This window comes from Paenibacillus cellulositrophicus, from assembly GCF_009363095.1.
Lineage (GTDB): Bacteria > Bacillota > Bacilli > Paenibacillales > Paenibacillaceae > Paenibacillus_AQ > Paenibacillus_AQ favisporus.
This window is the reverse complement of sequence record NZ_CP045295.1, coordinates 3,770,001-3,796,586: the sequence shown is the minus strand read 5'-3', so window position 1 is coordinate 3,796,586 and position 26,586 is coordinate 3,770,001. Positions and strand designations below refer to the sequence as shown.

Sequence of the window (26,586 nt, the reverse complement as noted above, 5' to 3'; positions counted from 1 at the left end):
TTATCCTTCCCCCATTTCGTTGTTCCCTTCTTTACCTGCCGCAAGCTCGGCCTGTGCCTGTTTCATCGTGTCCTCGTATTCCAAAGCCTGCTTCACGTCGGCCTGAATCTGCCGTTCGACATCGCCTTTGGTGTTCGGCATGCACTCGGCTACGATCCGGATGACGTATTCACTCGTGTTCAAGGATTGCACCCCGAGTACATTCGGCACCGAAATGACATTAGGATCCCGCTGCTGAATGCCGGTAAGCGCCTGTTTAATCAGGGCTACGGTTTCTTCCAGATTTCGCTCGTTTTTCATGGGAAGGTCAACAACCGCGAGCGCATTGGATAAGGAGTAGTTCGTTACGCTGGCGATGGAACCGTTAGGCAAAATATAAACTTCCCCGGTAGGGCTTACGATGCGTGTGGTCCGAAGGCCGATCATCTCTACGGTGCCTTTGAAGGTCCCTGTCTGGATAACGTCCCCTACCGCAAATTGGTCTTCTAATATAATGAAGAATCCGGTAATCACATCTTTAACCAAACTTTGCGCGCCAAAACCTATGGCCAAACCAAGCACCCCTGCTCCCGCAAGGAGCGGCCCCAAATGAAAGTTGAATTCCGAAAGAATCAGGAGCACCATAATAAAATTGCAGGTGACCGCCGTTACGTTTTTCAGCAGCTCGGCTACTGTGGCGAACCTCCGCGGATTGACGTTCATCCGGCTCTGTTCCTGTCTCGCCAGCGACTTGTCTATAATTTTGGATACAACTCGTATAATGACGCGGGAAACAAAAAACAGAATGATGATCCGAATGCCTGAAAACAGCACGTTGGTCCACATATCTACATTGGTTAACCAGTCCAAAAATTTATCGCCGATACTTACTGCCTGCTTGACAGCCTGCTCTGGATTGGGAATGGTATCCTCCAGCCAAAACTTACTCAATCAACTCTACCTCCTATCCTCGATGCTTTTATATCCCTCTATGCTGTCTTTGAAGTAGATTCCCCGAATCTCCACCTGCTCCTGCTGGATGATCGTTTGTACGCTATCCAGCTGCTCCGGCGGGAACTGGATTGATAATGCACAGCCCGCTGTAATTTCCTTTGGTGTAGGAAATAAATCAATTTCAACCTCCGCGTATTCAAGCAGCATCTCGGCGCGCAGCGCCTGCTGTGTCGAATCAAAAGCAATCAGCATCCAGGTTTCCATCTCCGCCGCCATCCGTTTCTCCCCCACCTTGATTTGTGCTGCATTCATTCGCATTACTTTTTCTATGGAATTCCTGCATGAAGTATAAAAACCCTCTTCCTTCCATATACTAGTTACTACCAAATGCAAGGAGAGGAAGATTCTATGACTCAGTGGCCAAAAACGTCTCCCAAACAGGAGCCTACATGCTTAAAAATACCACATACCGACCCTGAAATCCATTCCGCTATTATTCATCGTCTTCTGTTTCATCTCTCTCAAGCCGGGGAAAATCAACAGGTTATCGTTGTATGTATCGGTACCGACCGGTCCACGGGCGACTGCCTCGGTCCTTTGGTAGGCACTGCATTGGCCCGGTATAAAAGTCCATGGTTTCACTTGTTTGGCACGCTGGACGAGCCTGTGCATGCCGTTAACCTCCAGGAGACGCTCTCCTCGATCTATTCGCTGTATGACAATCCATTTGTCATCGGCATCGATGCGTGCCTTGGACAATCCTCCAGCGTAGGCTGCATTCAAGTCGCCAACGGCCCGCTCAAGCCCGGTGCAGGCGTACATAAAGAATTACCGCCGGTTGGCGATATCCATTTGACGGGTATCGTTAATGTCGGCGGCTTTATGGAATATTTTGTATTGCAAAACACCAGGCTGAGCTTGGTGATGCGTTTGTCCGAAATTATTGCCTCAAGCCTTCATTCCGCCATTAAGGAATGGAAAGCCCGTACTACGCTTTTTGCAAGGCTAGAGTAATCGCCTCTACCTCTTCCGGTGAAAGGGGATAAGTCGACTGCCCGGCTTCTACCGGCTTGGCATAAACATAGGAGCTGTCACGGCTGTACAGCGCAGTGATGACGACTCCACTTCTATCGGCATCTACGATCGCAATCGAAAAGCTTAGGTCGCTCCCCCGTTCGCTGAATGCATTGTAACGTTTAATACCGATGTTACCCTTGATCGTTTGAAGCTTGTTCAGTGCCAGTGACAAGGATTCACGCTGCTGCTGCTGCTCATCCTCCACGCTGTCTACCTGTGTCTTTAGATCGATGAGCAGTGTTTCTAAATCCTCCACCCCGCTGCCGGCCATCATCGTTTCGTATTTGCGGCGAACTTTTCTAAGCTTTGCCCCTTGTGTCAGCACCAACACGAGCAAGATCAAAATGAGGAGTACGATCCCGCCAATGATTCCTGGTAATTGTTCGCTGATTAAATCATTTAAGTCCGACATGCTGTTCATTCCTTTTCCTCAATCTTGACCTACCCGTTCCCAAGACGTATCGTGATCCCATATATTCATGGTCCTTGATACTATACGGTTAAAAATCACAAACATTCATTCTGCCGGTTGTCCCTTCAGCTTTACAGGGGAGAACCGGTTTTGTCTTGCCATCGAGGTTTGATTACAATAAACTTCGAGGTTTGCGTCAGGCCATCTAGTTAACGAACCAGCTCGCGCATCGCTTCAACCATCCGTTGGACCTCCTGCTCCGTGCTGTTCGCACCCACACTCGCCCTCACTGCTCCGGTCTTATCCGTTCGCACCGCATAATGAGCCAACGGCGTACAGTGCATCCCCGCTCTGACTGCGATTCCATATTGCCGATCCAAGCGGAAGGCAATTTCCGTAGAATCCCTGCCCCCGATCGTAAAGGCCACGATTCCGGTCCTTTCCTTCCCTTGTGCCGGACCAAGCAAGTTCATACCTGGCAGATCCTTCAACCCATCGATCATCATTTGGGTCAACGCCCATTCATGCTCATAAATCCGCTGAGGGGTTTCCTTAATCACATACTCTACCCCTGCTCTTAGCCCGGCAATTCCAACCGTGTTCAAGGTCCCCGCTTCATACCGATCCGGCCTTACGCTGGGCATTTCCTTTTCCTCCGATTGGCTGCCCGTTCCTCCGTGGATCAGCGGCTCCAGTTCGATCTCCGGCGATAAGTAAAGCCCTCCTGTCCCTTGCGGACCGAGCAGCCCTTTATGGCCCGGAAAAGCCAACATGTCGATACAGCAGGACTCCACATCAATGTCCAGCACCCCGGCGCTTTGTGCAGCATCTACCAAGAATACTGCCCCACTGCTGCGTGCCAGCTCACCAATTCGCTGGATTGGCAGAATACTACCCAACAGATTCGAGCTATGGCTGCAAACCACCAGCCTCGGTTTTTTGGATAAACATGCCTCCAGTTGCTGCATGTCCAGTTCTCCTTGATCACTTACCCCAATGTAATCCACTTGAATATCTAGTGTCCGCATTAAGTATTCCAACGGTCTCCGTACGGAGTTGTGTTCGATCATCGTCGCAACGACATAATCACCGGACTTCAAGATTCCTTTGATCGCCATATTCAATGCCTGGGTTGTGTTATGGGTGAAAATGATGTTATTCGGGTTCTTCACCCGAAACAACTGAGCCAGCACCCGGCGGGTTTCAAAGAGAACCCTGCTCGCTTGCAGAGCCATTTGATGACTCCCTCGTCCTGGATTCGCTGCCGCTTCCTTCATCGCCTTTTGCATGGCTGCCAGAACACCAGGCGGTTTCGGCCAGGAAGTCGCTGCATGATCCAGATATACAACTGCGTTCATATCCCGTTTCACTCCGATCCAAGGAACAAAGAATGACGCATCTGTGGTCCTTTTCAGGAATCACCTAGACGCGTCATCCCATCCACTGATCTTTATTGCAACAACTCCAACAGCCGTTCCAGGTCCTGTTTGCTGTAATAGTTCAATTCGATTTTGCCTTTATCTTTGTTTTGCTTGATCTTCACTGTCGTTCTAAACCGCTCCCGCAGCGACTCTTCCAAGTTATCGATATAAGGATCTCGCTTTTTGACTTTCACCTTGTTTTTATCCGCCGGTTTCCGGTCGAGCTGTTTCACAGCCTCCTCAAGATCCCGTACGCTCCACTCATTGTTGACGCATTGCTTCGCCAACTGCTTGATGAGGGACGAATCCTTGAGACCAACCAACGCTCTCGCATGGCCCATGGAAATTGTTCCACGTGAAACATAGTCTTTGACTTCATCCGGTAAAGCCAACAAACGAAGGAAGTTTGCTATATGGGATCTGGATTTCCCCACTTTCAACGACAGCTCTTCCTGCGTCAGTGAGTATTGATCCATCAAGCCCTGGTAAGCAACAGCCACTTCCATCGCATTTAAATTCTCGCGCTGCAGGTTTTCAATCAAGGCAATCTCCATCACCTGCTGATCGCTGAATGTGCGAACCACAGCCGGGATGGTGGCCTTGCCGCAGTATTGCGAAGCTCTAAAGCGCCGCTCCCCTGCAATAATTTCATATCCTTTGAGCACGCTGCGTACAATAATCGGTTGAATGACCCCATGCTGACGAATCGATTCGGCCAATTCCTGAATTGATTCCTCGTTAAAGTCCTTGCGCGGCTGGTAAGGATTGGCACGAAGTTGGCTGAGTGGGATTTCTACGATTTTGTCATCTTCATTAATCGAAAGTGAAGGAATTAAAGCATCGAGCCCTTTACCCAATCGTTTACTCATACGAAATCACTTCCTTTGCCAACTCTAAATATACCTCAGCGCCTTTCGAACGCGGATCATACGTAATGATCGACTGACCATGGGACGGAGCTTCACTAAGTCGAATATTTCTCGGAATGATCGTTTGGTACACTTTTTCCTGAAAGTATTTCTTTACTTCCTCAATCACCTGAATCCCCAAATTCGTCCGAGCATCCAGCATGGTAAGCAGAACGCCTTCAATTCGGAGCGAAGTGTTCAAATGCTTCTGAACAAGACGAATCGAATTCAGCAGCTGGCTTAATCCTTCAAGGGCATAGTATTCGCACTGGATAGGAATAATGACCGAGTCAGCGGCAGTAAGTGAATTAATAGTAAGTATACCAAGAGAAGGCGGACAATCGATTAAAATATAGTCATAATTTGCTTTCACCAACTGAAGCGACTTTTTGAGCCGAAGCTCCCTTGAAATGGTCGGTACCAGTTCAATTTCCGCTCCAGCCAATTGAATCGTTGCCGGAATAATATGAAGTCCTTCGATTTGCGTTTGCAGGATCGCATCTTTGGGATGTACATCATTGATAATCACATCATAAATGCAGTTCGCTACATCCGCTTTATTGACACCTACCCCACTGGTTGTATTGCCTTGGGGATCGATATCGACGAGCAGCACCCTTTTTCCGAGCGAAGCCAATCCTGCACCGAGATTGACGGAGGTTGTCGTCTTGCCGACTCCGCCCTTTTGATTTGCTATGGCAATAATTTTGGACACTCAATTCACCTCTATGTGTATGAAGACTCTTCTTGTAGGTCGCGGGATTGTGATCATCAGCAAAACAAACGGCTGCAAATACCTGTATACCCCCGGCGGTACATCAGAAGTACCGGTGTTTCAAGGATACAGATACGCAGAAACGGCTTCGCCCTGCAGTAGTGCGCTTCCCCTTGCTGGAATAACAAGAAAAACCTTTACTCAATTATTCGGACACCATCAATGAACAACTTTGATTTCAGAACATTGACGAGAAAAATGGGAGATGCGAACTTTCCCCCTCCCCTTCTATTCTTCCATCTTATGAAATTCAGCTGCCTGGAACCTATGATTTCATGGTTTAGAGCATAAATTCATTATGACTTCCTAAAAAAAGCGGCCGCTCAGCCGCTAAGCTCCATCGTATTAACGCTTAGGAATTTTGATCACGATCTCATAATGATCCTCATGGTCGTTTTCCTGCGTTTTAATGGCCATCCCGGATCCAGACACCATATCGATGGATTGGCGAATCGTGTTCAACGCCAACCGGACGTCCTTGGAGTAAGAGATGCGCTTTGCCTTTTTAATTTTTGCCGATTCCTTGTAAAAGGCAACTCTAGCCTCCGTTTGTTTCACGTTCAGCTCTTTGGATACAATCTCAGCCAGCACTTTCAGCTGCAGTTCCTCGGTATCGAGGGACAGTAACGCGCGGGCGTGCCGCTCCGTAATTTTGCGCTCCATCAGTGCATTTTTTACTTCATCCGGAAGATGAAGCAGCCGGATTTTATTGGCAATCGTTGATTGGCTTTTCCCAAGGCGCTGCGCCAAGCTCTCCTGCGTAAGCTGATGAAGGTCAATGAGCTTTTGATAGGCAACGGCTTCCTCGATGGAAGTCAGGCCTTCACGCTGGAGGTTTTCGATCAATGCAATGGAAGCAGCTTGGGAATCATTGAATTCACGGACAATGGCGGGAATGGTCTCCAAACCGAGTTTGGAAACGGCACGCCAGCGCCGTTCACCGGCAATAATCTCGTATTTGGCATTACGGATACGAACAACAATGGGCTGGATCACCCCATGCGTCTTGATCGTTTGACAGAGTTCGTCGATTTTATCGTCATCAAAAATGGTCCGGGGCTGGTAAGGACTGCTTACGATTTCCGCCACCGGAATTTGCTTTACTTCATCCCCATTGCTTCGTTCCGTCAAACCAAACAATTTAGAAAATTGTTCTTTCATTCCGTATATTACCACCTAAATTCGTAATAGCACCGCTAGAGCCCCTAACAACAATCTACAGGTCATCGAAACTTCCACGTTGGATAGGGGTAACAACTAACCCTTGAGCTTTGACAGCTGCTATCCAGACATAGAGAGTCATTCAATGACTTCAAAATGGAAGATGAGAATCGTCAGATCCGAACGCGATTTATGTATAAGGTTCACATGACTGAACGGTCTGACAGTCAGACCACTTACCAACGATCATCCCTCTCTATCATACCATTTGAAGCCAGTTCATAGAATACAGTTTATACTCTATTCTACCACTTTTCTTCATATAATCCTATTCTCCAAAGTTCCCGATTTTTCCTGCCATTTATCCATTTTTTCACATCGGGAAAAGCATTTATCGATGGAATGTCAAAGAAGACAAACCACTTCTAACAGAAGCATTTCTTGCGATTTTACAGTGATTCGGCACCGTTATATTTATCACAATATAATCTTAGTAAAGCGGCTATCGCTGTATCTTTATAAAGGACAGACCGCGTATTTCAAAAGTTTTCTTGAAATTATATAGAATCGAACAGCTCCGCTGATAATTTATATTTTTATAATCTAAAAAAAGAGGACTGTTCCACGTGAAACAATCCTCTTCATTTTATTAATATGACTTGGTTTCAGACAGTTCGTTGATAGGAAGTCAGTCGACTGCACATCCCATAGGGTCTGATACAGCTTGCCGAAACCAGTTTTTTCTTATACTAAAGGCGATTTAATTGCAGTTCCGGCCTTTCTCGGATATTTGCCCGGGGTAGGCGCAGTCTTTCGGATCTGGACAATATGGCGGGCCGATTCCTCTACAGGTAGCAAGAAGCGTTCTACTTCGATCACCTTGCCCCGCAGTTCCTTCAAGCTTTTGGCTGCCTCCTGTACTTCCTCTGCCGGATTGCTTCCTTTCATCGCTGCAAACAGACCGTTCACTTTGACAAAGGGGAGACAGAACTCATTCAGGACGGCCTGCCTGGCCACTGCTCGGGCGGTAACGAGATCGAAGTGATCACGGTACCCCGCCTTCCTTCCCCAATCCTCAGCCCGGCCATGGAGAAGTTCTACATCCTTAAGTGCAGTCTCCTGCACAATGTGCTGCAGGAAGGAAATGCGCTTGTTTAACGAGTCGATGATCGTCAGCTTCAAGTGTGGAAAACAAATCTTCAGCGGGATTCCCGGGAATCCCGCCCCCGAGCCGATATCGGCTAGTGTTCCGATCTCCTCCATGTTCACATAAAACGCCAGGGAGATGGAATCATAGAAATGCTTGGTGTATACTTGCTCCCGCTCGGTAATCCCGGTAAGGTTCATTTTCTCATTCCATTCGACCAGTTCCTTGAAATAAATTTCAAATTGTTCCAACTGGGATGGTTCGAGCGTAATGCCATGTTCTTTTAAACGCTGTACAAACTGCTCTTGTATCGGATCCATTCGTTAACCTCTTGCCGCTGTAACGCGATTATAATGTTCCAGATATACCAGCAGAATCGAGATATCCGCCGGCGTCACGCCGGAAATGCGTGAAGCTTGACCGATCGAAATCGGACGGATGCTGCTGAGCTTTTGACGAGCCTCGATGGCGATACCTTGAACATCGTTATAGTCGATCGATTCCGGAATCTTCTTCTTATCCATCTTTTGCAGACGTTCCACATGGATCAGCTGCTTTTCGATATACCCTGCATACTTGATTTGAATTTCCACCTGCTCCTTCATTTCTTCCGTTAGTTCATATGGCGAAGGTGAAATTTGTTCAATATGGCTGTGGGATACTTCTGGACGGCGTAGAATGGTCAGCAGATTGCTGCCATCCTGAATCGGGGCGGAACCGATCGATTCTAACAGTGCATTCACATGGGAAGGACCTACCTTCGTTGAACGTAGGCGTTCGATTTCCAGCTCCACCTTTTCCTTCTTATCCAAAAACTTCGCGAACCGTTCCTCTGAGATCAGGCCGATCTCATGCCCTACCGGTGTCAACCGCAGATCGGCATTGTCATGGCGAAGCAGCAGTCTGTATTCCGCACGGGAAGTCAGCAGACGGTAAGGCTCGTTGGTACCTTTCGTCACGAGGTCGTCTATCAGAACTCCGATATAGCCTTGCGAACGGTCCAGAATGACCGGTTCCTTGCCCTGTACTTTGCGCGCGGCGTTAATGCCGGCCATGATGCCTTGACCTGCAGCTTCTTCGTAACCGGAGGTTCCGTTAATTTGACCGGCGGTGAACAAGCCCGGCATCTTCTTCGTTTCCAGAGACGGCCACAGCTGCGTCGGCACCATAGCGTCATATTCGATGGCATAACCGTTGCGCATCATTTCAACCTTTTCCAAGCCAGGGATACTGCGCAGCATCGCCAGCTGAACGTCTTCAGGCATACTGGTGGACAGCCCTTGGACATAATATTCAGAGGTGTTCTTGCCTTCCGGCTCGAGGAAAATTTGATGCTTCGGCTTGTCGCTGAAACGCACGATCTTATCCTCAATCGACGGGCAGTAACGTGGTCCTGTTCCTTCAATAATACCGGAGAACATCGGCGCACGGTGCAGATTCTCGTTAATAATGCGGTGGGTTTCCACCGAAGTATACGTCAACCAGCAAGGAAGCTGCTCATTATCGGAAGACTCTGTTTCATAAGAGAAAAATTTAGGTTTCTCATCTCCCGGTTGAATTTCGGTCTTGGAAAAGTCAATGGTGGACTTGTGTACACGCGGAGGCGTGCCGGTCTTGAAGCGAACGAGATCGAAGCCCAGCTCGCGCAGATTTTCCGCCAGCTTCACCGAAGGCTGTTGGTTGTTCGGACCGCTTTCGTAGGTCAGCTCACCCATAATGACTTTACCGCGAAGATACGTGCCGGTAGTCAGCACCGTAGATTTAGCACGGTACGAGGTGCCAGTTTTCGTCACCACGCCGACGCAGACGCCGTCTTCAACAATCAGCTGTTCCACCATGCCTTGACGCATCGTCAGGTTCGGTTCTTTCTCCATCGTTTCCTTCATCGTTTGTTGATACAGGAACTTGTCGGCTTGCGCACGCAGCGCATGCACCGCCGGCCCCTTCCCTGTGTTCAGCATCCGCATTTGAATAAACGTTTTATCAATATTACGGCCCATTTCGCCGCCCAGCGCATCGATTTCACGGACGACATGCCCTTTGGCCGGTCCCCCGATCGAAGGGTTGCACGGCATAAATGCGACCATGTCCAGATTGATGGTAATCATCAGTGTGTTGCAGCCCATCCGCGCTGCGGCCAAAGCTGCTTCACAGCCGGCATGACCTGCACCGATGACGATAACATCATAGCTGCCTCCATCATAACTCATCGGACAAACCTCCTTTATTTTTCTGAAAATAAATACATGAATCTATATGAACGAACGACTTATTTACCTAAACAGAACTGGGAGAAAATTTGATCCAGCAGCGTTTCGGCCGCCGTATCACCTGTGATCTCACCAAGCTGTTCCCAAGCAAGACGGACATCGATCTGGATCATGTCGATCGGAATGAACTGATCCGCCGCTTCGTAGGCATCCTGAAGCGATTTGTACGCCTTTTTAAGGAGAGCGATATGCCGGACGTTGCTGACATAAGTCAGATCGCCCGACTCCAGCTTCCCGCTGAAAAAGAGCGATGAAATCGCCTTTTCCAAAAGATCGATCCCCTCTTCGGTCATCACCGACATCGGGACGATCAATTCATCCGGATAGTATCTGGATAGCAGATCCCTGTCCAATTGCGAAGGTAAGTCCATTTTATTCATAATGACGATGGATTGTCTACCACGGATTTGTTCCATTAATTCCAGTTCGTCCTCATGCAGCGGTTCGCTTGCATTCAGCACGAGCAGGATGAGATCGGCTTCCGTGACCGCATGCTTCGAGCGCTCCACACCGATTTTCTCCACGACGTCCATCGTTTCCCGAATTCCTGCCGTGTCCAGCAGCTTGAGCGGAATGTTGTTGATCGTGACGAACTCTTCGATGACATCCCGCGTCGTACCTGGAATATCGGTCACAATGGCACGGTTCGTATGCGCCAGCGCATTCAGCAGTGAAGACTTGCCCACGTTTGGACGTCCGACAATTGCCGTGGTGATACCCTCGCGTAAAATCTTCCCTTCTTCGGCGGTCTTCAGCAGCTTCTGGATACCTTCCATAACTTCGCTGCTTTTCTGCTTAATGAACTCTGCCGTCAGCGATTCCACATCATGCTCCGGGTAATCGATATTGACTTCGATGTGAGCCATCGTTTCCACCAAGGTGTGGCGCAGCTCCCCGATTTTCTGGGATAAAGATCCCTCAACCTGCTTCAATGCAATCGAGAAGGCACGGTCCGACTTGGACCGGATCAGGTCGATTACCGCTTCGGCCTGGGAAAGGTCGATCCGGCCGTTCAAAAAGGCCCGCTTGGTGAACTCGCCCGGTTCCGCCAGACGGATCTCCAGCTGCAGAAGCAGATCCATCACCCTTTTGACCGAAATCACACCGCCGTGCGTGCTGATCTCCACAACGTCTTCCGTGGTAAAAGACCGCGGCGCCCGCATCACGGTGACAAGCACCTCCTCCACCCGCTCCTGGGTGTCCGGGTCGACGATATGCCCATAATGAACCGTATGCGACTCCGCCTTCGTTAACGCCGTTTTGCTGTGAAAAATCCGTTCGACCTCGGAAATCGAGTCCGGTCCGCTCACACGGATAACGGCGATTCCCGCTTCCCCTACAGCTGTCGATATCGCTGCGATTGTATCTGTAAGCAAGGCTGTCACCTCTTTTTTCTATATTAAACGTTCATCCGTTTCTGTTAGCTCTATTGTTGCCATAACAAGACGTATCAAGACCTGCGACGCCTGTACCTGGTGCCTCCCGGTGACCCCATTCAAGATTCAAAAAAAACAATGACTTCATAAGCTAAAGGTAAGCTCAATAAAGTCATTGTACAGGTCTCTCTTTACTTTATCGTAATGACTACGCGCCGGTTGGGCTCTTCCCCTTTACTGTAGGTCTTCACCTGCGGATGATCCTGCAGCTTGGAATGGATGACCTTCCGCTCCTGCGGGGACATCGGTTCAAGAACGACCTCTTTATGGGTCCGAATCACCCGTCCCGCCAACCGGTCGGCCAAATCCTCCAGGGTCTTCTTCCGGCGCTCCCGGAAGTTCTCAGCATCGAGCACAAGCCGCACGTAACTGCTTGACACCCGGTTCGCCACAATGTTGGCCAAATACTGCAAGGCGTCGAGGGTTTGTCCTCTTCTGCCGATGATCAATCCCAAATCGGGACCGAAAATATGAAGTGTCGTAGCATCCCTCGCGTGCTGGATTTCAACGCTCACATCCAGCCCCATACTCTTTCCGACGTCAATGATAAACTCGGCAGCCGTTTCGTAAGGGTCTTTCTCTTCTTCCTCTATGGAAGCTTCGGGTTCATGTAAATCTAGTGGCAAAGGTTTCGCCGTCTCCACTGGTTCCGGTGCGGGCTCAGGCAGCAGTGTAAGTTCCACCTTTGCTTCCTTGACACCGATCAGTCCCAGGAATCCTTTTGACGGCTGCGATACGATTTGGACCGTGACTCGGTCGCGGCTAACCCCAAGCTGGGCCAGCCCTTGGTTTACAGCATCTTCAACGGTTTTTCCTGAAGCGACGACTTTGCTCATTTAGATTTTTTTGCCCCCTTCTTCCCTTTGTTATTTCCTTTACCGCCTTTGTTGATGCTGCCTTTGTTGCCAGACTTGGCATTTGCGCTTCCTCCAGCAGAAGAAACGGCAGCTACGTTCGCTGTCGTATTGTTGTTACGATACAGGAAGTAGTTCTGGATAATGGTGTACAGGTTACTGTAAATCCAGTACAACGGCAGTGCGGATGGGAACTGGTAAGACATGAAGAAAATCAAAACCGGATACACCATCATCATAAATTGCATGGCACCCTGCTGCGGGCTCGGGTTCATCTTCATCATCATGCGGGACTGCAGGAATGTCGTTGCAGCGGCCAGCAGCGGCAGGATGAACGTATGGTCCGGCTTACCCAATTGGAGCCACAGGAACGAGTGGTCACGAAGATGCGAGTTGTACACGATGGAATTATAGAGTGCGATAAAAACCGGCATTTGGATAACCAGCGGCAGACATCCCGCCATCGGATTAACCTTGTTCTCCTGAAACAGCTTCATCGTTTCCTGCTGCTGTTTTTCCGGCTGATCCTTAAACTTCTCTTTTATCTTTGCAAGTTCAGGCTGAATCGCTTGCATCGCCTTGGAACTTCTAACCTGCTTAATGGATAACGGCAGAATAATCGTACGGACGATAATCACCATCACGAGGACGGCTAAGCCGTAAGCTCCGCCAAACCAACCGGCGAACGTATCTAATGCGAGCGAGAAATAATAAACGACGTTAGCTTGCCAAAAGCCGCCGTTCTTCATTTCTTCTGTAGTATGCGTCACAGTGTTGCCTGTTCCGCACCCAGCTAAAACAACCACTGCGAGCATCATCACAGCGATGAGGAGGATCCATTTCCTGCCTCGGCTAGTCTTAAGTAGCGACACTTCATAACCCCTCTCTTAACGCTTCCATTCACCGTAAATCATACCATAATTAATTGGACAAAGAAACCAGCATTCAGCGCCCCGGCGGCTTCAGCAGCGACGCTTTCCGCAGCACGTGCAGAACACTTTTTTCAAGGTCTTTATAGGACATTTCAACGGCGCCTTTTCTTACAATAAATACAAGATCGACATGCTCGATCAGCTTGTCTTCATGGTGGCGCATAATCTCCTTGACCAGTCTTCGCATCCGGTTGCGTACAACGGCGTTGCCGACTTTCTTGCTGACGGATATGCCGACGCGGAACTTCTCTACCTCTTTTTTGCGGAACCAATACACAACGAATTGGTAATTGGCAAATGACTTCCCATGCCTATATACGCGGCTGAAGTCAGCCCGGTTTCGTAAACGTAAACTTTTATGCACGAATATCCCCTGCTTGCTGCCCGCCATCCCGATGTACAGCGGCCTTTCCTTCAAAAATATCAGCATTCGAAATTTTGCTTCATATAATATATAGCGATATTCCACTTCCTAGTATGGTCATCCATTGTGCGATATAAACCACAATAAGTACCGTGAGCACTTCTCTGAGCACGGCCCGTCCTCTTTCATTTCATCGGGATCGGGACGTATCTACATCTTCTGCTCGGCGTAAAAGCCCTCTTCTCCCTCTTTTTCTTAAAAAATTCTGTAGAAGTGAAAGGAAAAACTCATTTTTGTACGCCGATAGACGTTTTCTTATGAAAAAAAGACCACCTCGGTGGTCTTCATGTACGAAATTTACGCGCTCAGTACTTTTCTGCCCTTCTGACGACGAGCTGCCAGCACTTTGCGGCCGTTTTTCGTGCTCATTCTTTTCCGGAAACCATGCACCTTTTTGCGCTTGCTTACATTCGGTTTAAATGTCGGTCTCATGTATTGCACACCCCCTTACAGGATTTCATAACCTTTATGGTTAAATATTCATTTTCATTCAACACAGAAAATGCCTTTATACATTTAATCATGAACAGGCCCAAAAGTCAACTCAAACCTGCTCCTCCACTTTCCGGAATTTGAATCCCTGCGATCGCTCTTCTCCCTCTTTTTACTGCTTCCCTCTCCCACTTCTCGATCTGTCTGATCTGGAACGCCAGCTTCACCGCTTCATCCCCATCTCCAGCAGCGGCTTCATTATACGCTTCATCTCTCTCCAGCGGACACCTTCTCCTGGCATTCCCTTGTCATTTGGTGGCATTTCGGTAAAACCACATCATCTCATTTTAAAATCCAGCCATCCGAGTTTTCCACAGCCCCCGGCCAACAAACCTGAAAAATCCACAATTCGGATTTATCCACTTGTACACATCGTTCGCAATAAAATTCTAAGATCCGGCATAACCTGTGCACAACTGATTTTTTATTTTGGGAGATGCTGTCGAAAATTAAACACGTTATAAACAATATATAGTGGTGTGAATAAAAATTATACACAACTTATTGAATTTGTGGATAATTTCAGCCATTTCATTGATAAACGGGCGTTCTTTTGCTATGATTATATTGTTTTTGGATGTGAATATGTGATTTCACCCCATATATTATCAACAAGCTGTGGATAAACTTGTGAACAATTTCAATTTGTCCACTTTTTTTATTTTCCCCCGTTTTTGAAACTGGGGATATATTCTGCACCATTCATCTTTTTTCGACATTTCCACTCATGGCTCGATCCCAGCCACATTTGGAAGATTTAAAGGAGTGACAGTCTGTGGACAGCCATACTTCCGAATTATGGCAGCAAATCCTATCAATTATTCATACCAAGCTCAGCAAGCCGAGTTTTGACACCTGGTTTAAAGCAACCAAAGCGATACAAATGAGCGAGCATTCCATCGTAATTTCCGCTCCAACCACATTTGCTGTCGAATGGCTGGAAAGCCGCTACACAAAACTCGTTAGCTCCACCATCTATGAAGTGTTGGGGAAGCAGGTTGACGTGAAATTCGTTATTGAGGAGAACAAGCCTGCCGAACTCACCCCACAGCAGCCCGCGCCCATGCCTCAGGCGACCCCTGACGAGGCTCTAACCCATATGCTTAACCCGAAATATACATTTGACACATTCGTCATCGGTTCGGGCAACCGGTTTGCTCACGCGGCCTCTTTGGCTGTCGCGGAAGCGCCGGCGAAGGCGTATAACCCTTTGTTTTTGTATGGAGGGGTAGGGCTTGGCAAAACCCACTTGATGCATGCGATCGGACACTACATTCTGGAGCACAATCCCGCCAGCCGGGTCGTATATATCTCTTCTGAGAAATTTACGAATGAATTCATCAACTCCATCCGTGACAACCGGGCCGAGAGTTTCCGCAACAAGTATCGGAACGTCGATATTTTGCTGATTGACGATATTCAGTTTCTGGCGGGCAAGGAGTCGACACAGGAGGAATTTTTCCATACGTTCAACGCCCTGCATGAGGAACAGAAGCAGATCATCATCTCAAGCGACCGGCCGCCCAAGGAAATTCCGACGCTGGAGGATCGGCTGCGCTCGCGCTTTGAATGGGGGCTGATTACGGATATCCAGCCGCCGGACCTGGAGACGCGGATCGCGATCCTGCGGAAGAAGGCAAAGGCGGAGAATCTCGATATTCCGAATGAAGCGATGATGTATATCGCCAATCAGATCGACACGAACATCAGGGAGCTGGAAGGGGCGCTGATTCGCGTCGTCGCCTATTCCTCGCTGACCAATCAGGACGTCACCACGCATCTGGCTGCCGAAGCGCTGAAGGATATCATCCCGTCCAGCAGACCAAAGATGATCACCATTCAGGACATACAGCAGAAGGTCGGGGAGTACTACAACCTGAAGCTTGAGGATTTCAAAGCGCGGAAACGGACTAAGGCCGTCGCTTTTCCAAGACAGATCGCCATGTACTTGTCCAGGGAACTGACGGATTTCTCGCTGCCCAAAATCGGCGAGGCCTTCGGGGGAAGAGACCATACGACCGTCATCCATGCCCACGAGAAAATATCCCAGTCTCTGAAAGAGGACCAGGATCTGTTCAAAGTCATCAATAACATCACGGAAAAAATCAAAAATCCAACCTGAACAAGTTCAAAGCCTATGCACAATCTATACACATGTGAATAGGCTTGATTTTATTGAGGTTTTTGAACTTATCCACAAATTCAGTGCGCCTACTGCTATTACTATATTATTTAAATAAAATAATATTCATAAATAGGCTGCACGCAGCCGGCATACCGGAGTAGTCTTGCAATCCGAATTTCCTGCTAGGAGTGAAACTATGAAAATCAGCATCCTTAAAAACGTTCTTAACGAATCCATCCAGCACGTATCCAAGGCAATATCAAGCCGAACCACCATTCCGATTTTGTCCGGCATCAAGCTGGACGTGAATCATTCGGGAGTTACCCTCACAGCGAGCGACACCGATATTTCCATTCAATCCTTTATTCCGGTGGAAGATAGCGAACGCACTATCGTCACGGTCGAACAACCGGGCAGCGTCGTGCTGCCAGCCAAATTCTTCGTGGAAATTATCAAGAAGCTGCCTTCTCAGGAAATTCAAATGGAGGTCAAAGACCAGTTCCAAACCTTTATCTCCTCGGGAGCCACCGAAATTCAGATGGTCGGACTGGATCCGGAAGAATTCCCGGTGCTGCCTGATATCGAGGGGAACCAAACCGTTTCCCTGCCGGGAGCGCTGCTCAAAAACATGATTCGCCAAACCGGTTTTTCCATTTCCACGCATGAGACGACACCGATCCTGACGGGGGTTCTGTGGAACCTGGATCAAAACGAGCTGAAGTTTACCGCTACCGACCGACACCGCCTGGCCACCCGCTCCGCTCATTTGGAAGGGGCCGACGAAGTGAAGTTTCATAATGTCGTTATTGCCGGTAAGACGCTGAACGAGCTGAGCAAAATCATTCCCGACCAGAATACGCTGGTCGATATCGTCGTGGCCGACAACCAGGTGCTGTTCAAGATCGACCGGGTCCTGTTCTATTCCCGCATCCTGGACGGCATTTATCCGGATACTTCTAGGATTATTCCGACAAACTACAAAACAGAACTGGTTTTGGACACAAAAAAATTAAGCGAGTCGATCGACCGCGCTTATTTGCTCTCCAGAGAGGAGAAGACGAATATCGTACGCCTGCAGACGATGGAGCATGGCGGTATCGAAATTTCTTCCAGCTCGTCGGAACTCGGTAAAGTACGAGAAGAGCTGGACGTGATTGATTTTAAAGGGGAACCTCTGAAAATCTCGTTTAACTCGAAATATATGCTGGACGTGCTGAAAGTGGTGGAAAGCGAGCAGCTCAAAATTGCCTTTACCGGCATCATGAGCCCGATCATTCTAAAGCCGGTAGATGACAGCCAAAGCCTGTACGTCATTCTTCCGTACCGGACCACCAACTAAAGCAAAACTTGTCCACAGCGAAAGGATTCCTGATGAACAAAATAGTTATCCACAGTGAATATATTAAGCTTGATCAATTTCTGAAGCTCGCCAACTGCGTATCCACAGGGGGGATGGCCAAAGCCCTGCTGGCGGAGAACATGGTGACCGTAAACGGGGAGCCGGAAGACCGCCGGGGGCGGAAGCTGTATCCGGGCGATCAGGTCAAAGTGACGGACTGCGGCGAATTTGTGGTAGCACAAGAGGCATAAAGTGCCCCCAGGCCGCTGCTGTCTGCGGCGGCCGGCGAAGATGGGGAGGATAAGGCGTGTTTGTTAAAAATATCAGTCTGCAGCATTATCGTAACTACGAGAAGCTGCAGCTGGATTCTTTTGGAGACGTAAATCTGCTGATCGGACAAAATGCCCAAGGCAAAACCAATTTGCTGGAGGCTATTTTTGTGTTGGCATTAACCAAAAGTCACCGGACCTCCAAAGATCGGGAGCTAATTTCGTTTGAAGGAGGAAGCGCGCATCTGTCCGCGGTTGTGGATAAGAAGTACGGTCCGCTTACCCTCGATCTGACGATGTCCCCGCAAGGGAAGAAGGCGAAGATTAACGGACTCGAGCAGCGGAAGCTGAGCGATTTTATCGGTGCGCTGAACGTGGTGATGTTTGCCCCGGAAGATTTGGAAATTGTGAAAGGCACACCGGGCATCCGCCGGCGGTTCCTTGATATGGAGATCGGCCAGGTCCAACCGGGATATCTCTATCATTTGCAGCAATACCAGAAAGTTCTTAACCAGCGGAACAACCTGTTGAAACAGATGTGGGGGAAAGACAGCGTGAAGCCGGGCATGCTGGAAATCTGGGATCAGCAGCTCGTGGAGCACGGTGTTAAAATCATCAAAAAGAGGAAACAATTCATAATAAAGCTGCAGAAGTGGGCGGAAACGATCCACCAAGGCATCACAAGCGGCGGGGAATCGCTGAAGCTTGTCTATCAGCCGTCGTTTGGCGACGCCGAGGAGGAAGATGAAGCTTATCTTTTTGAACAATTTATGTTAAAGTTATCACAAGTGAAGGATCAAGAAGTGCGCCGCGGGATGACCCTCGCCGGGCCTCACCGCGACGACATGGCCTTTTTCATTAACGGCAAGGAAGTTCATACGTACGGTTCACAGGGACAGCAGAGAACGACCGCTCTGTCTCTTAAACTGGCTGAAATCGAACTGATCCAGGAGGAGATCGGAGAGTATCCGGTGCTCTTGCTGGATGATGTGCTGTCCGAGCTTGATCCTTACCGGCAAACGCAATTGATTGAGACTTTTCAGAGCAAGGTTCAGACCTTTATCACGGCGACGGGAATCGAAAGTTTGAATGCCGATAAACTGAAGAACGCGAACATCTATCATGTTCATGCGGGACAGGTCAACTCTTAAGGAATGGGGAATGGTTATGTATATCCATCTGGGCGGTGAAAAAATCATCCGTTCTGCGGAGCTGGTTGCGATCTTTGATATTTCGATCGAGAAATCCTCCAAAATATCCAAGCAGTTTGTAAGCCATGCCCGGCAGGAAAAGAACGTGGAGTACATTGGCGAAGAGGAAGCCAAATCCATCGTCGTGACGAAGAGCACCGTCTATTACTCTCCAATTTCCTCATCCACGCTTAAGAAGCGGGCGAATGTCTTCTTCGCCAACGCTTAGGACACTGTGAACGCAGGTACACTCCAATCAGCAAACGTAGAATATATAGAAGTAGGTGACAGGCATGTCTATGAATCAACCGCAATATGATGAGAGTCAGATTCAGGTTCTGGAGGGTCTGGAAGCCGTCCGCAAACGGCCGGGCATGTATATCGGATCGACCAGCGTCAAAGGACTCCATCACCTGGTCTGGGAAGTGGTGGACAACAGTATCGACGAGGCGATGGCGGGTGTATGCGACCATATCGAAGTCATTGTCCACAAGGATAACAGCATCACGGTTGTCGACAACGGGCGCGGTATTCCGGTTGGTGAGAACGAGAAATTGAAAAAGTCGACCCTTGAGGTCGTCATGACCGTGCTTCATGCCGGAGGTAAGTTCGGCGGCGGGGGATATAAGGTATCCGGCGGCCTGCACGGCGTGGGCGTATCCGTCGTTAACGCGTTGTCCACCAAGGTTGTTGTCCAAGTTAGGTTGAATGGGCATATCTATCAGCAGGAATACCATCGCGGCGTGCCCCAGTATGACGTCAAAGTCATCGGGGATACCGACGAGCACGGTACGACCGTTACCTTCCTGCCGGATCCGGAAATTTTCACGGAGACAACAGAGTATGACTATAATACTCTCTTGACGCGGATTCGAGAGCTGGCCTTTTTGAACAAAGGCATTGCTCTGACGCTGACCGATGAGCGTACGGGGGCTTCCAACTATTTCAAGTACGAGGGCGGTATTATCGAATACGTCAAGTTCCTGAATGAGAAAAAGGAAGTTCTTCATGAAGCGCCGATCTATGTAGAGGGCTCGCGTGACAACATTCAGGCGGAGATCGCGCTGCAGTACAATGAGAGCTACACCGAGAACATTTATTCTTTTGCGAACAATATCAATACGCATGAGGGCGGAACCCACGAATCCGGCTTCAAGAGCGCCTTAACCCGGATTATTAACGAATATTGCCGCAAGAGCGGCCTCGTCAAAGACGGCTCCAATCTGTCCGGTGACGATGTGCGCGAGGGCCTGACAGCCATTATTTCGGTCAAAATTCCGGAGCCGCAATTCGAAGGCCAGACGAAAACCAAACTCGGCAACAGTGAAGTCCGCGGCATCGTGGAATCGCTCTTCTCCGAGAAGCTGTCCGAGTTCCTGGAAGAGAATCCTGCCGTATCCCGGCGGATCTTGGAAAAGGCGCTGCAGGCATCCCGTGCGCGCGAAGCTGCACGTAAAGCCCGTGAGTTGACGCGCCGCAAGAGTGCGCTTGAAGTCAGCGCCCTTCCCGGCAAGCTGGCGGACTGCTCCTCGAAAGATGCGTCCATTTGCGAGCTGTACATCGTCGAAGGGGACTCTGCCGGCGGATCCGCCAAGCAGGGACGCGACCGGCATTTCCAGGCGATTTTGCCGATCCGCGGTAAAATCCTGAACGTTGAGAAGGCGCGCCTCGACCGCATTTTGTCTAATTTGGAGATCCGGGCGATTGTAACGGCGATGGGTACGGGCATTGGCGACGAAGACTTCGACCTCAGCAAAGCCCGGTATCACAAGCTCATTATCATGACCGACGCCGATGTCGACGGCGCGCACATTCGCACGCTGCTGCTGACCTTCTTCTACCGGTACATGCGCCAGCTGCTGGAAGCGGGATACGTATACATCGCGCAGCCGCCGCTCTTCAAAATTGAGCGCAACAAGACGGTCCGTTATGCCGGTTCCGAGAAGGAGCGCGATGAAATCATCGCTGAGTTCGGAGAGGGATCCAAAATTAATATCCAGCGGTATAAAGGTCTGGGAGAGATGAATCCGGAACAGCTGTGGGAGACAACCATGGATCCGGAGAGCCGCACCATGCTGCAGGTGACGATTGAAGACGCCATGCAGGCAGACCTTATTTTCGACACCCTAATGGGTGACAGCGTTGAACCGCGGCGTGATTTTATTCACGAACACGCAAAAACAGTTAAAAATCTGGACATTTAAGCTTGAAGCCCACCTTAACTTGTTGGTGAGTCCAGTCCAAGATGATATAGACAGACAAAACAAGAGAAGTTTCCGGAACCGGAGCTTCTCTTGTTTTTGTTAATAGCTGCCTCTCCGTTTACTTCTGCCGGGGAGCCTCCCATAGTTGATCGCATACCGTTCTATGCGGCGGTAAATGCTTTTATCCTTGAAGAATTTTTTAAACGGAAAGATGGCCGGGAGCGTATTCACTTCTAGGATCCAGGGGTTGAGCTGCTCGTCGATGGCTACGTCGAGGCCAATCTCCTTGATACCGGGGAATTTGGTCTGCAGCTGCTGTGCAGTGGCGACACCCAGCTCATACAGCTTTCGTTCCAAGTGAGGGGCTTCTTCAGGGCTTACGTTCCCCTCGAGCAGTTCGTTCAGCAGGCGTACGGAACCTCCACCGTGGTAGTTCGTGATGATCATGTCCTTAGCGGCCACCCGGCCGATGATCCCTGTCGTTTCCCAATTGCGGTATGGCGTTCTTTGGGTCAGGATTCTCAGATCAAACTGGCGCTCCTCATACTTCAAAGTCACGATTCCCTGCTGAATAATATAAAACTTTCCTCTTGTGTGCCTGTGTATGGCCTGATGCAGCGCATCAAGGTTCGCGTACGTCTCGGAGCGTATCCCGTAGCGCAAGGTATATTCCACTCCAGTGTGGGGAGAGCACTCGGCGGGCTGCTCGCCAGCTGGAGCGTCAGGTTCACCGTGCCGCTGTACGTTCATGACCCCGTTGCCGTATGTGCCGCGGTCCGGCTTAATGTATACAAGAGGTGTGTTTTCAAGCATATTACCCAGCGTAGCGCGTGTATATTTTTGCGTTAAGGGAATGTAAGGAGATACCTGTTGATTCTGTAAAAGGACCTGGGTTTTCGCCCATTTGCTTGCAACACGTTGAATCGCCAAGAAATATCATCCTTTCTACGTGATTGGCCTTGTTATGTGCTTGTCGGCCGGAGCTTCTTCTCCACGGTTCACAGGCGTAAAACATAGGACAAGCAAGCAAAACAATGGTATAATATAAAGATGTGGTGTTTTGTTTGCTCAAAACAACACTAGGCGTCCCTATTGCCCTACCAGTATATGTGGAAAAGGCACAGAAGGCCGGGCGAATCCCTAGAGAAACGGAACTTGGGCAGCTGCGGAGCCAGTGGCGCTCAAACGTTTAATTGTGCTCTTTTTGTGAAAGTAATATAATAAAGGTTGGTGGGTTTGCGGATTCTCGTCCGTTGATTTCACCTTTTCAGCCCTGCGGTTATGCGTTTTTCGGTTCGCTCGGGCAAGAAGGAATTGAACTTTAACAGGCTTTGCATAAGCCTGAAAGTTATGGGAGCTTTTGCGGAAATACGGGCGCTAGGCCCAGCCTGCAAAGACTGTACGTCGATAGACGTTTTTCCTCATATATTGATTTTTTATTTGCTGTACTAAATGAATCGTCTGAAAAGACATGTTAGTGGTTTGATAGAAATTGGAGGAGGTCCACCATGGCGGAAGAAAGAGGCTCGCAAATCAAAGATCGGGACATACGCGACGAAATGCGCGAATCCTTTATGGATTATGCGATGAGTGTTATTGTTTCCCGGGCTTTGCCGGATGTGCGGGACGGGATGAAGCCGGTTCACCGGCGTATCCTGTACGCGATGTCGGAGCTCGGTATGTATCCGGATAAACCATTTAAGAAATCGGCGAGAATCGTGGGTGAGGTCATCGGTAAGTATCACCCGCATGGTGACTCGGCTGTATACGAGACCATGGTTCGTATGGCACAGGATTTTTCGATGCGTTATATGCTTGTTGAAGGCCATGGAAACTTTGGTTCCGTTGACGGTGACTTTGCAGCCGCCATGCGTTACACCGAGGCGCGTCTTTCCAAGATCGCCATCGAGATGCTGCGCGATATCAACAAAGAGACAATTGATTTTACCGAAAACTATGATGGCGAGGAACTGGAGCCTGTTGTGCTTCCAGCACGTTATCCGAACCTGCTGGTCAATGGGGTATCGGGAATCGCGGTCGGCATGGCCACCAATATTCCACCGCATAATTTGGGTGAAGTGATTGATGGCGTACAGGCGCTCATCAAGAACCCCGACATTACGTCACTGGAATTGATGGAATATATCAAGGGTCCTGACTTCCCGACCCGGGGCTTCATTTTAGGCCGGCAGGGAATCCGCCAGGCTTATGAGACTGGCCGTGGATCCGTCACGATGCGGGCCAAAGCCGAGATTGAAGAAGTCAACAATAAGGCGCGTATCATTGTGACCGAGCTGCCTTACCAGGTCAATAAAGCGCGTTTGGTCGAGAAAATCGCCGAGCTCGTCCGTGAGAAGAGAATCGAGGGTATTACCGATCTGCGGGACGAATCCGACCGGACCGGTATGCGAATCGTCATCGAGCTGCGCCGTGACGTCAATCCGAGCGTTATGCTGAATAATTTGTACAAACACACGGCGCTGCAGTCCACGTTTGGCATTAACATGCTCGCGATCGTGAACAAGGAGCCAAAGGTTCTGACGCTGCGCGATGCGCTGTACTATTATTTGCAGCACCAGATTGAAGTTATCCGCCGCCGGACCGAATATGATCTGAAAAAGGCGGAAGCCCGCGCTCATATTTTGGAAGGCTTGCGAATCGCACTCGACCATCTGGACGAAGTCATCTCGATTATTCGTTCTTCTCAGACGACGGAAATTGCCCGTGACCGTTTGATAGAGCGTTTCAGCCTAAGCCTTGAGCAGACCCAGGCCATTCTGGAAATGAGACTCCAGCGCCTGACCGGTTTGGAACGCGAGAAGATCGAGGCCGAATACCAGGAGCTTATGGTGAAGATTGCCGAGTACCGCGAAATTCTCGCGAATGAGCAGCTTGTTCTGGACATTATTACGAATGAGCTTCAAGAAATCAAAGAGCGCTTCGGCGACGAGCGCCGCACCGAAATTACCGTTGGTGAAGAGAGCATTTTGGATGAAGATCTGATTCCGCGTGAAGAAGTGGTTATCACGATCACGCATACCGGATACATCAAACGCTTGCCTGCTAACACCTATCGCAGCCAGAAACGCGGCGGACGCGGGGTAACGGGGCTTGATATGAAGGATGAGGACTTTGTCGAGCATCTCTTCGTCACCAACTCGCATAATTACCTGATGTTCTTCACGGATCGGGGTAAGGTGTACCGCCTGAAGGCGTACGAAATTCCTGAACTCGGCCGTACCGCCCGGGGAACGGCGATTATTAACCTCATTCAGATCGAACAGGGAGAGACGATCAATGCCGTGATTCCGGTCTCCGAGTTTGAGGATGACAAATACCTGTTCTTCGTTACCCGCAGCGGGGTTGTGAAGAAGACGCCTCTTGAGGATTACGTGAATATCCGCAAAGGCGGCTTGATCGCGATCAACTTGCGCGAAGACGACTGCTTGATTGAAGTCAAGCTGACGGATGGTAAGCAGGAAATGATCATGGGGACAGCCCACGGCATGTCTATCCGCTTCTCTGAGCATGATGTGCGGTCGATGGGGCGCGGAGCGACAGGGGTTAAAGGGATTACCCTGGATGAAGGCGACTCGGTGATCGGCATGGACGTCATCGATAAAGAGCTGGATGTCCTGATCGTAACGTCCAAGGGATACGGCAAGCGTACCCCTGCCAGCGATTACCGTTCGCAAACGCGTGGCGGTAAGGGGATTAAAACTATCAACGTCACGGACAAGAACGGACCGGTGGTTGGGCTGAAGGTCGTGAAGTCCGAGGAAGACCTGATGATCATTACCACCAGTGGCACGTTGATCCGGACCAGCATGGAGGGAATCTCCACGATGGGACGCTACACGCAGGGCGTGAAGCTGATTAACATCCGTGAGGATGATGCTGTAGCAACCGTATGCCGCGTCGATAAGACCGACGATCCGGACGATGAAGACGTAGTCTTGATCGAAGGGCAAGAGGTCGGCAACGGATCGGAAGAAGGCGCGGAGCCTGACGACACCGGAGCACCTGCACCTGAAATGACGGATGCTTCGGATGAGGCACCGGACGAAGAATAATTCCGTTTATACGGCAAACGCTAAGAGCATGAGTCTGATTCCATCAGATTCATGCTTTTTTTCTTGGCTTCATATGGCAAGCAGGCGATTGTACAGCGTTCTTATCCGTAATATAATTGGTGTATATTACCACCATATGAGTCGGAAATGAGTGAGTGGATCAATGGCCAGCGTATCGATTACAGAAATCAAACCCGGTTTAAAATTATCCAAGGATGTTCACACGCCATTGGGCGGATTGCTGCTTCAGAAGGGAACGGTACTGCTGCCGAGAGACCTAGAAATCCTTCGTGCATTTATGGTGCAGTCGGTTGACGTTGACAACGGAGAGCAGGAAACGAAGAGTTCCGCTGACAGTAGAGCGGCTATACCGCAGCGGAGCGTCCCTTCAGTTCAGGCCGGAAAGGACTCAGTCACAACCGTCCAACGTTCCAGTTTTCTAGAGGAATATGACAGAATGATTCAGCTGGTAAAAAGCACATACCCTTCCGTTATTGCGGCAGAGATCCCGATTTTTGAACTCAGAGGCCAACTGGAGGCCCTTATTTCACAGATTAAGGACTATAATTTATTAACCTTTTCGCCAAGAAGCATGAGCGAGTATGACTATATTTATCACCACGCGGTCCTTTGTGCATTGTCATCCTATCAGCTGGCCAGATGGGTCGGGTTACAGCAGAAGGATTGGATGCAGGCTGCTTTTGCAGGCTTATTCCATGATATCGGTAACTTCAAAATCGATCCGGCCGTATTGTACAAACCACAGCCTCTTACCGCAGAGGAAGTTGGAGAGATGAAGAGACATACCACCTACGGCTATCAACTGCTTAAAAATGTAACAGCCATTAATGAGGGCGTACGCTTGGCTGCTCTGCAGCATCATGAAAAAGTAGACGGCACAGGGTATCCTCTCCGGCTGGATGGAGGCAAGATTCACATCTATGCGAAAATTGTTGGCATCGTTGATATATTCCACGCCATGACGCTGAATCGCGTATACCAGAAAGCCCAATCTCCGTACCTGGTGCTGGAACAAATTCATGCAGAGGCTTTTGGTAAGTTGGATCCAGGCATCGTTCGCACATTGATCAGCAAAGTGACAGAATTTCATAACGGTACCGTTGTCCGACTAAGCAATGATCAG

24 protein-coding genes (1 of these 24 cut by a window edge) are annotated in these 26,586 nt (G+C 49.4%); 9 read left to right on the top strand and 15 right to left on the bottom strand.

What is annotated here, in order from left to right:
• Both GCU45_RS17020 and GCU45_RS17015 read right to left on the bottom strand, forming a co-directional pair.
• Complete coding sequence (locus tag GCU45_RS17020; RefSeq protein ID WP_425281197.1) at nt 1-930, bottom strand: mechanosensitive ion channel family protein; 930 nt, start codon at nt 928-930, stop codon at nt 1-3.
• 6 nt (nt 931-936) lie between these two features.
• Complete coding sequence (locus GCU45_RS17015) at nt 937-1,197, bottom strand: putative Se/S carrier protein (protein ID WP_152403137.1); 261 nt, start codon at nt 1,195-1,197, stop codon at nt 937-939.
• A gap of 144 nt (nt 1,198-1,341) precedes the next feature.
• On the opposite strand from GCU45_RS17015, the gene yyaC reads away from it, so the two are divergent.
• Nucleotides 1,342-1,947 (top strand): spore protease YyaC, encoded by a 606-nt coding sequence (gene yyaC, locus GCU45_RS17010; protein ID WP_076172492.1) that lies wholly within the window; start codon nt 1,342-1,344, stop codon nt 1,945-1,947.
• On the opposite strand, the gene GCU45_RS17005 is transcribed toward yyaC, so the two are convergent.
• The 12 genes from GCU45_RS17005 to rpmH form a co-directional block, all read right to left on the bottom strand.
• Nucleotides 1,922-2,422 (bottom strand): DUF4446 family protein, encoded by a 501-nt coding sequence (locus tag GCU45_RS17005; RefSeq protein ID WP_105445568.1) that lies wholly within the window; start codon nt 2,420-2,422, stop codon nt 1,922-1,924. The genes yyaC and GCU45_RS17005 overlap by 26 nt on opposite strands.
• A 209-nt stretch (nt 2,423-2,631) precedes the next feature.
• Complete coding sequence (locus GCU45_RS17000) at nt 2,632-3,780, bottom strand: aminotransferase class V-fold PLP-dependent enzyme (protein WP_152399720.1); 1,149 nt, start codon at nt 3,778-3,780, stop codon at nt 2,632-2,634.
• Between the two features lie 92 nt (nt 3,781-3,872).
• Complete coding sequence (locus GCU45_RS16995) at nt 3,873-4,712, bottom strand: ParB/RepB/Spo0J family partition protein (protein WP_105445368.1); 840 nt, start codon at nt 4,710-4,712, stop codon at nt 3,873-3,875.
• Nucleotides 4,705-5,466, bottom strand: coding sequence for a ParA family protein (locus tag GCU45_RS16990; protein ID WP_076172495.1), 762 nt, complete (start codon nt 5,464-5,466; stop codon nt 4,705-4,707). The genes GCU45_RS16995 and GCU45_RS16990 overlap by 8 nt, the downstream gene beginning before the upstream one ends.
• Nucleotides 5,467-5,871: 405 nt before the next feature.
• Complete coding sequence (gene noc / locus GCU45_RS16985) at nt 5,872-6,687, bottom strand: nucleoid occlusion protein (RefSeq protein WP_152399719.1); 816 nt, start codon at nt 6,685-6,687, stop codon at nt 5,872-5,874.
• Between the two features lie 744 nt (nt 6,688-7,431).
• Nucleotides 7,432-8,154, bottom strand: coding sequence for a 16S rRNA (guanine(527)-N(7))-methyltransferase RsmG (gene rsmG, locus GCU45_RS16980; protein WP_152399718.1), 723 nt, complete (start codon nt 8,152-8,154; stop codon nt 7,432-7,434).
• Between the two features lie 3 nt (nt 8,155-8,157).
• A complete protein-coding gene (gene mnmG, locus GCU45_RS16975) occupies nt 8,158-10,044 on the bottom strand; it encodes a tRNA uridine-5-carboxymethylaminomethyl(34) synthesis enzyme MnmG (protein ID WP_145162243.1) in 1,887 nt (628 codons plus the stop codon).
• A 59-nt stretch (nt 10,045-10,103) separates the two neighbouring features.
• On the bottom strand, nt 10,104-11,480 hold the full coding sequence (mnmE, locus tag GCU45_RS16970; RefSeq protein ID WP_105445365.1) for a tRNA uridine-5-carboxymethylaminomethyl(34) synthesis GTPase MnmE: 1,377 nt from the start codon (nt 11,478-11,480) through the stop codon (nt 10,104-10,106).
• A gap of 191 nt (nt 11,481-11,671) precedes the next feature.
• On the bottom strand, nt 11,672-12,376 hold the full coding sequence (gene jag, locus GCU45_RS16965) for an RNA-binding cell elongation regulator Jag/EloR (RefSeq protein WP_076172500.1): 705 nt from the start codon (nt 12,374-12,376) through the stop codon (nt 11,672-11,674).
• The gene (locus GCU45_RS16960) at nt 12,373-13,266 is read right to left on the bottom strand and encodes a YidC/Oxa1 family membrane protein insertase (RefSeq protein WP_152399717.1); all 894 of its coding nucleotides are present in this window, start codon (nt 13,264-13,266) and stop codon (nt 12,373-12,375) included. The genes jag and GCU45_RS16960 overlap by 4 nt, the downstream gene beginning before the upstream one ends.
• A 73-nt stretch (nt 13,267-13,339) precedes the next feature.
• Complete coding sequence (rnpA, locus tag GCU45_RS16955) at nt 13,340-13,690, bottom strand: ribonuclease P protein component (RefSeq protein WP_076172607.1); 351 nt, start codon at nt 13,688-13,690, stop codon at nt 13,340-13,342.
• Nucleotides 13,691-14,047: 357 nt separating this feature from the next.
• Nucleotides 14,048-14,182, bottom strand: coding sequence for a 50S ribosomal protein L34 (gene rpmH, locus GCU45_RS16950; protein WP_068778604.1), 135 nt, complete (start codon nt 14,180-14,182; stop codon nt 14,048-14,050).
• A gap of 835 nt (nt 14,183-15,017) precedes the next feature.
• Between rpmH and dnaA the strand changes: the two genes are divergently transcribed.
• The 6 genes from dnaA (at nt 15,018) to gyrB (ending at nt 21,369) form a co-directional block, all read left to right on the top strand.
• Nucleotides 15,018-16,364: a chromosomal replication initiator protein DnaA gene (gene dnaA, locus GCU45_RS16945; RefSeq protein ID WP_076172504.1), complete on the top strand. Its 1,347-nt coding sequence runs from the start codon at nt 15,018-15,020 to the stop codon at nt 16,362-16,364.
• 199 nt (nt 16,365-16,563) lie between these two features.
• Nucleotides 16,564-17,706, top strand: a complete 1,143-nt coding sequence (gene dnaN / locus GCU45_RS16940) for a DNA polymerase III subunit beta (protein ID WP_105445360.1) — start codon at nt 16,564-16,566, stop codon at nt 17,704-17,706.
• A 32-nt stretch (nt 17,707-17,738) separates the two neighbouring features.
• Nucleotides 17,739-17,957 carry a S4 domain-containing protein YaaA gene (gene yaaA / locus GCU45_RS16935; protein ID WP_076172508.1) on the top strand — a complete coding sequence of 73 codons (219 nt, stop codon included), beginning with the start codon at nt 17,739-17,741 and terminating at the stop codon, nt 17,955-17,957.
• A gap of 56 nt (nt 17,958-18,013) precedes the next feature.
• Nucleotides 18,014-19,126 carry a DNA replication/repair protein RecF gene (gene recF, locus GCU45_RS16930; protein WP_116233178.1) on the top strand — a complete coding sequence of 371 codons (1,113 nt, stop codon included), beginning with the start codon at nt 18,014-18,016 and terminating at the stop codon, nt 19,124-19,126.
• 16 nt (nt 19,127-19,142) lie between these two features.
• Complete coding sequence (remB, locus tag GCU45_RS16925) at nt 19,143-19,394, top strand: extracellular matrix regulator RemB (protein WP_076172512.1); 252 nt, start codon at nt 19,143-19,145, stop codon at nt 19,392-19,394.
• A 64-nt stretch (nt 19,395-19,458) separates the two neighbouring features.
• On the top strand, nt 19,459-21,369 hold the full coding sequence (gyrB, locus tag GCU45_RS16920) for a DNA topoisomerase (ATP-hydrolyzing) subunit B (protein WP_152399716.1): 1,911 nt from the start codon (nt 19,459-19,461) through the stop codon (nt 21,367-21,369).
• A gap of 99 nt (nt 21,370-21,468) precedes the next feature.
• On the opposite strand, the gene GCU45_RS16915 is transcribed toward gyrB, so the two are convergent.
• Nucleotides 21,469-22,299: a YheC/YheD family protein gene (locus GCU45_RS16915; RefSeq protein ID WP_152399715.1), complete on the bottom strand. Its 831-nt coding sequence runs from the start codon at nt 22,297-22,299 to the stop codon at nt 21,469-21,471.
• A 578-nt stretch (nt 22,300-22,877) separates the two neighbouring features.
• On the opposite strand from GCU45_RS16915, the gene gyrA reads away from it, so the two are divergent.
• Together gyrA and GCU45_RS16905 are read left to right on the top strand one after the other, a co-directional pair.
• Nucleotides 22,878-25,442: a DNA gyrase subunit A gene (gene gyrA / locus GCU45_RS16910; RefSeq protein ID WP_152399714.1), complete on the top strand. Its 2,565-nt coding sequence runs from the start codon at nt 22,878-22,880 to the stop codon at nt 25,440-25,442.
• Between the two features lie 163 nt (nt 25,443-25,605).
• On the top strand, nt 25,606-26,586 hold the 5' portion of the coding sequence (locus GCU45_RS16905; protein WP_152399713.1) for an HD-GYP domain-containing protein. Its footprint extends 123 nt past the window's final position; only the first 981 of its 1,104 coding nucleotides appear in the window; it begins with the start codon at nt 25,606-25,608; the stop codon falls past the right edge of the window.

What these genes read in the sequence shown, in the direction of transcription:
- GCU45_RS17015 (WP_152403137.1), bottom strand. Translation starts at nt 1,197, where the DNA reads ATGGAAACCTGGATGCTGATTGCTTTTGATTCGACACAGCAGGCGCTG.
- yyaC (WP_076172492.1), top strand. Translation starts at nt 1,342, where the DNA reads ATGACTCAGTGGCCAAAAACGTCTCCCAAACAGGAGCCTACATGCTTA.
- GCU45_RS17005 (WP_105445568.1), bottom strand. Translation starts at nt 2,422, where the DNA reads ATGTCGGACTTAAATGATTTAATCAGCGAACAATTACCAGGAATCATT.
- GCU45_RS17000 (WP_152399720.1), bottom strand. Translation starts at nt 3,780, where the DNA reads ATGAACGCAGTTGTATATCTGGATCATGCAGCGACTTCCTGGCCGAAA.
- GCU45_RS16995 (WP_105445368.1), bottom strand. Translation starts at nt 4,712, where the DNA reads ATGAGTAAACGATTGGGTAAAGGGCTCGATGCTTTAATTCCTTCACTT.
- noc (WP_152399719.1), bottom strand. Translation starts at nt 6,687, where the DNA reads ATGAAAGAACAATTTTCTAAATTGTTTGGTTTGACGGAACGAAGCAAT.
- rsmG (WP_152399718.1), bottom strand. Translation starts at nt 8,154, where the DNA reads ATGGATCCGATACAAGAGCAGTTTGTACAGCGTTTAAAAGAACATGGC.
- mnmG (WP_145162243.1), bottom strand. Translation starts at nt 10,044, where the DNA reads ATGAGTTATGATGGAGGCAGCTATGATGTTATCGTCATCGGTGCAGGT.
- jag (WP_076172500.1), bottom strand. Translation starts at nt 12,376, where the DNA reads ATGAGCAAAGTCGTCGCTTCAGGAAAAACCGTTGAAGATGCTGTAAAC.
- rpmH (WP_068778604.1), bottom strand. Translation starts at nt 14,182, where the DNA reads ATGAGACCGACATTTAAACCGAATGTAAGCAAGCGCAAAAAGGTGCAT.
- dnaN (WP_105445360.1), top strand. Translation starts at nt 16,564, where the DNA reads ATGAAAATCAGCATCCTTAAAAACGTTCTTAACGAATCCATCCAGCAC.
- yaaA (WP_076172508.1), top strand. Translation starts at nt 17,739, where the DNA reads ATGAACAAAATAGTTATCCACAGTGAATATATTAAGCTTGATCAATTT.
- remB (WP_076172512.1), top strand. Translation starts at nt 19,143, where the DNA reads ATGTATATCCATCTGGGCGGTGAAAAAATCATCCGTTCTGCGGAGCTG.
- gyrB (WP_152399716.1), top strand. Translation starts at nt 19,459, where the DNA reads ATGTCTATGAATCAACCGCAATATGATGAGAGTCAGATTCAGGTTCTG.
- gyrA (WP_152399714.1), top strand. Translation starts at nt 22,878, where the DNA reads ATGGCGGAAGAAAGAGGCTCGCAAATCAAAGATCGGGACATACGCGAC.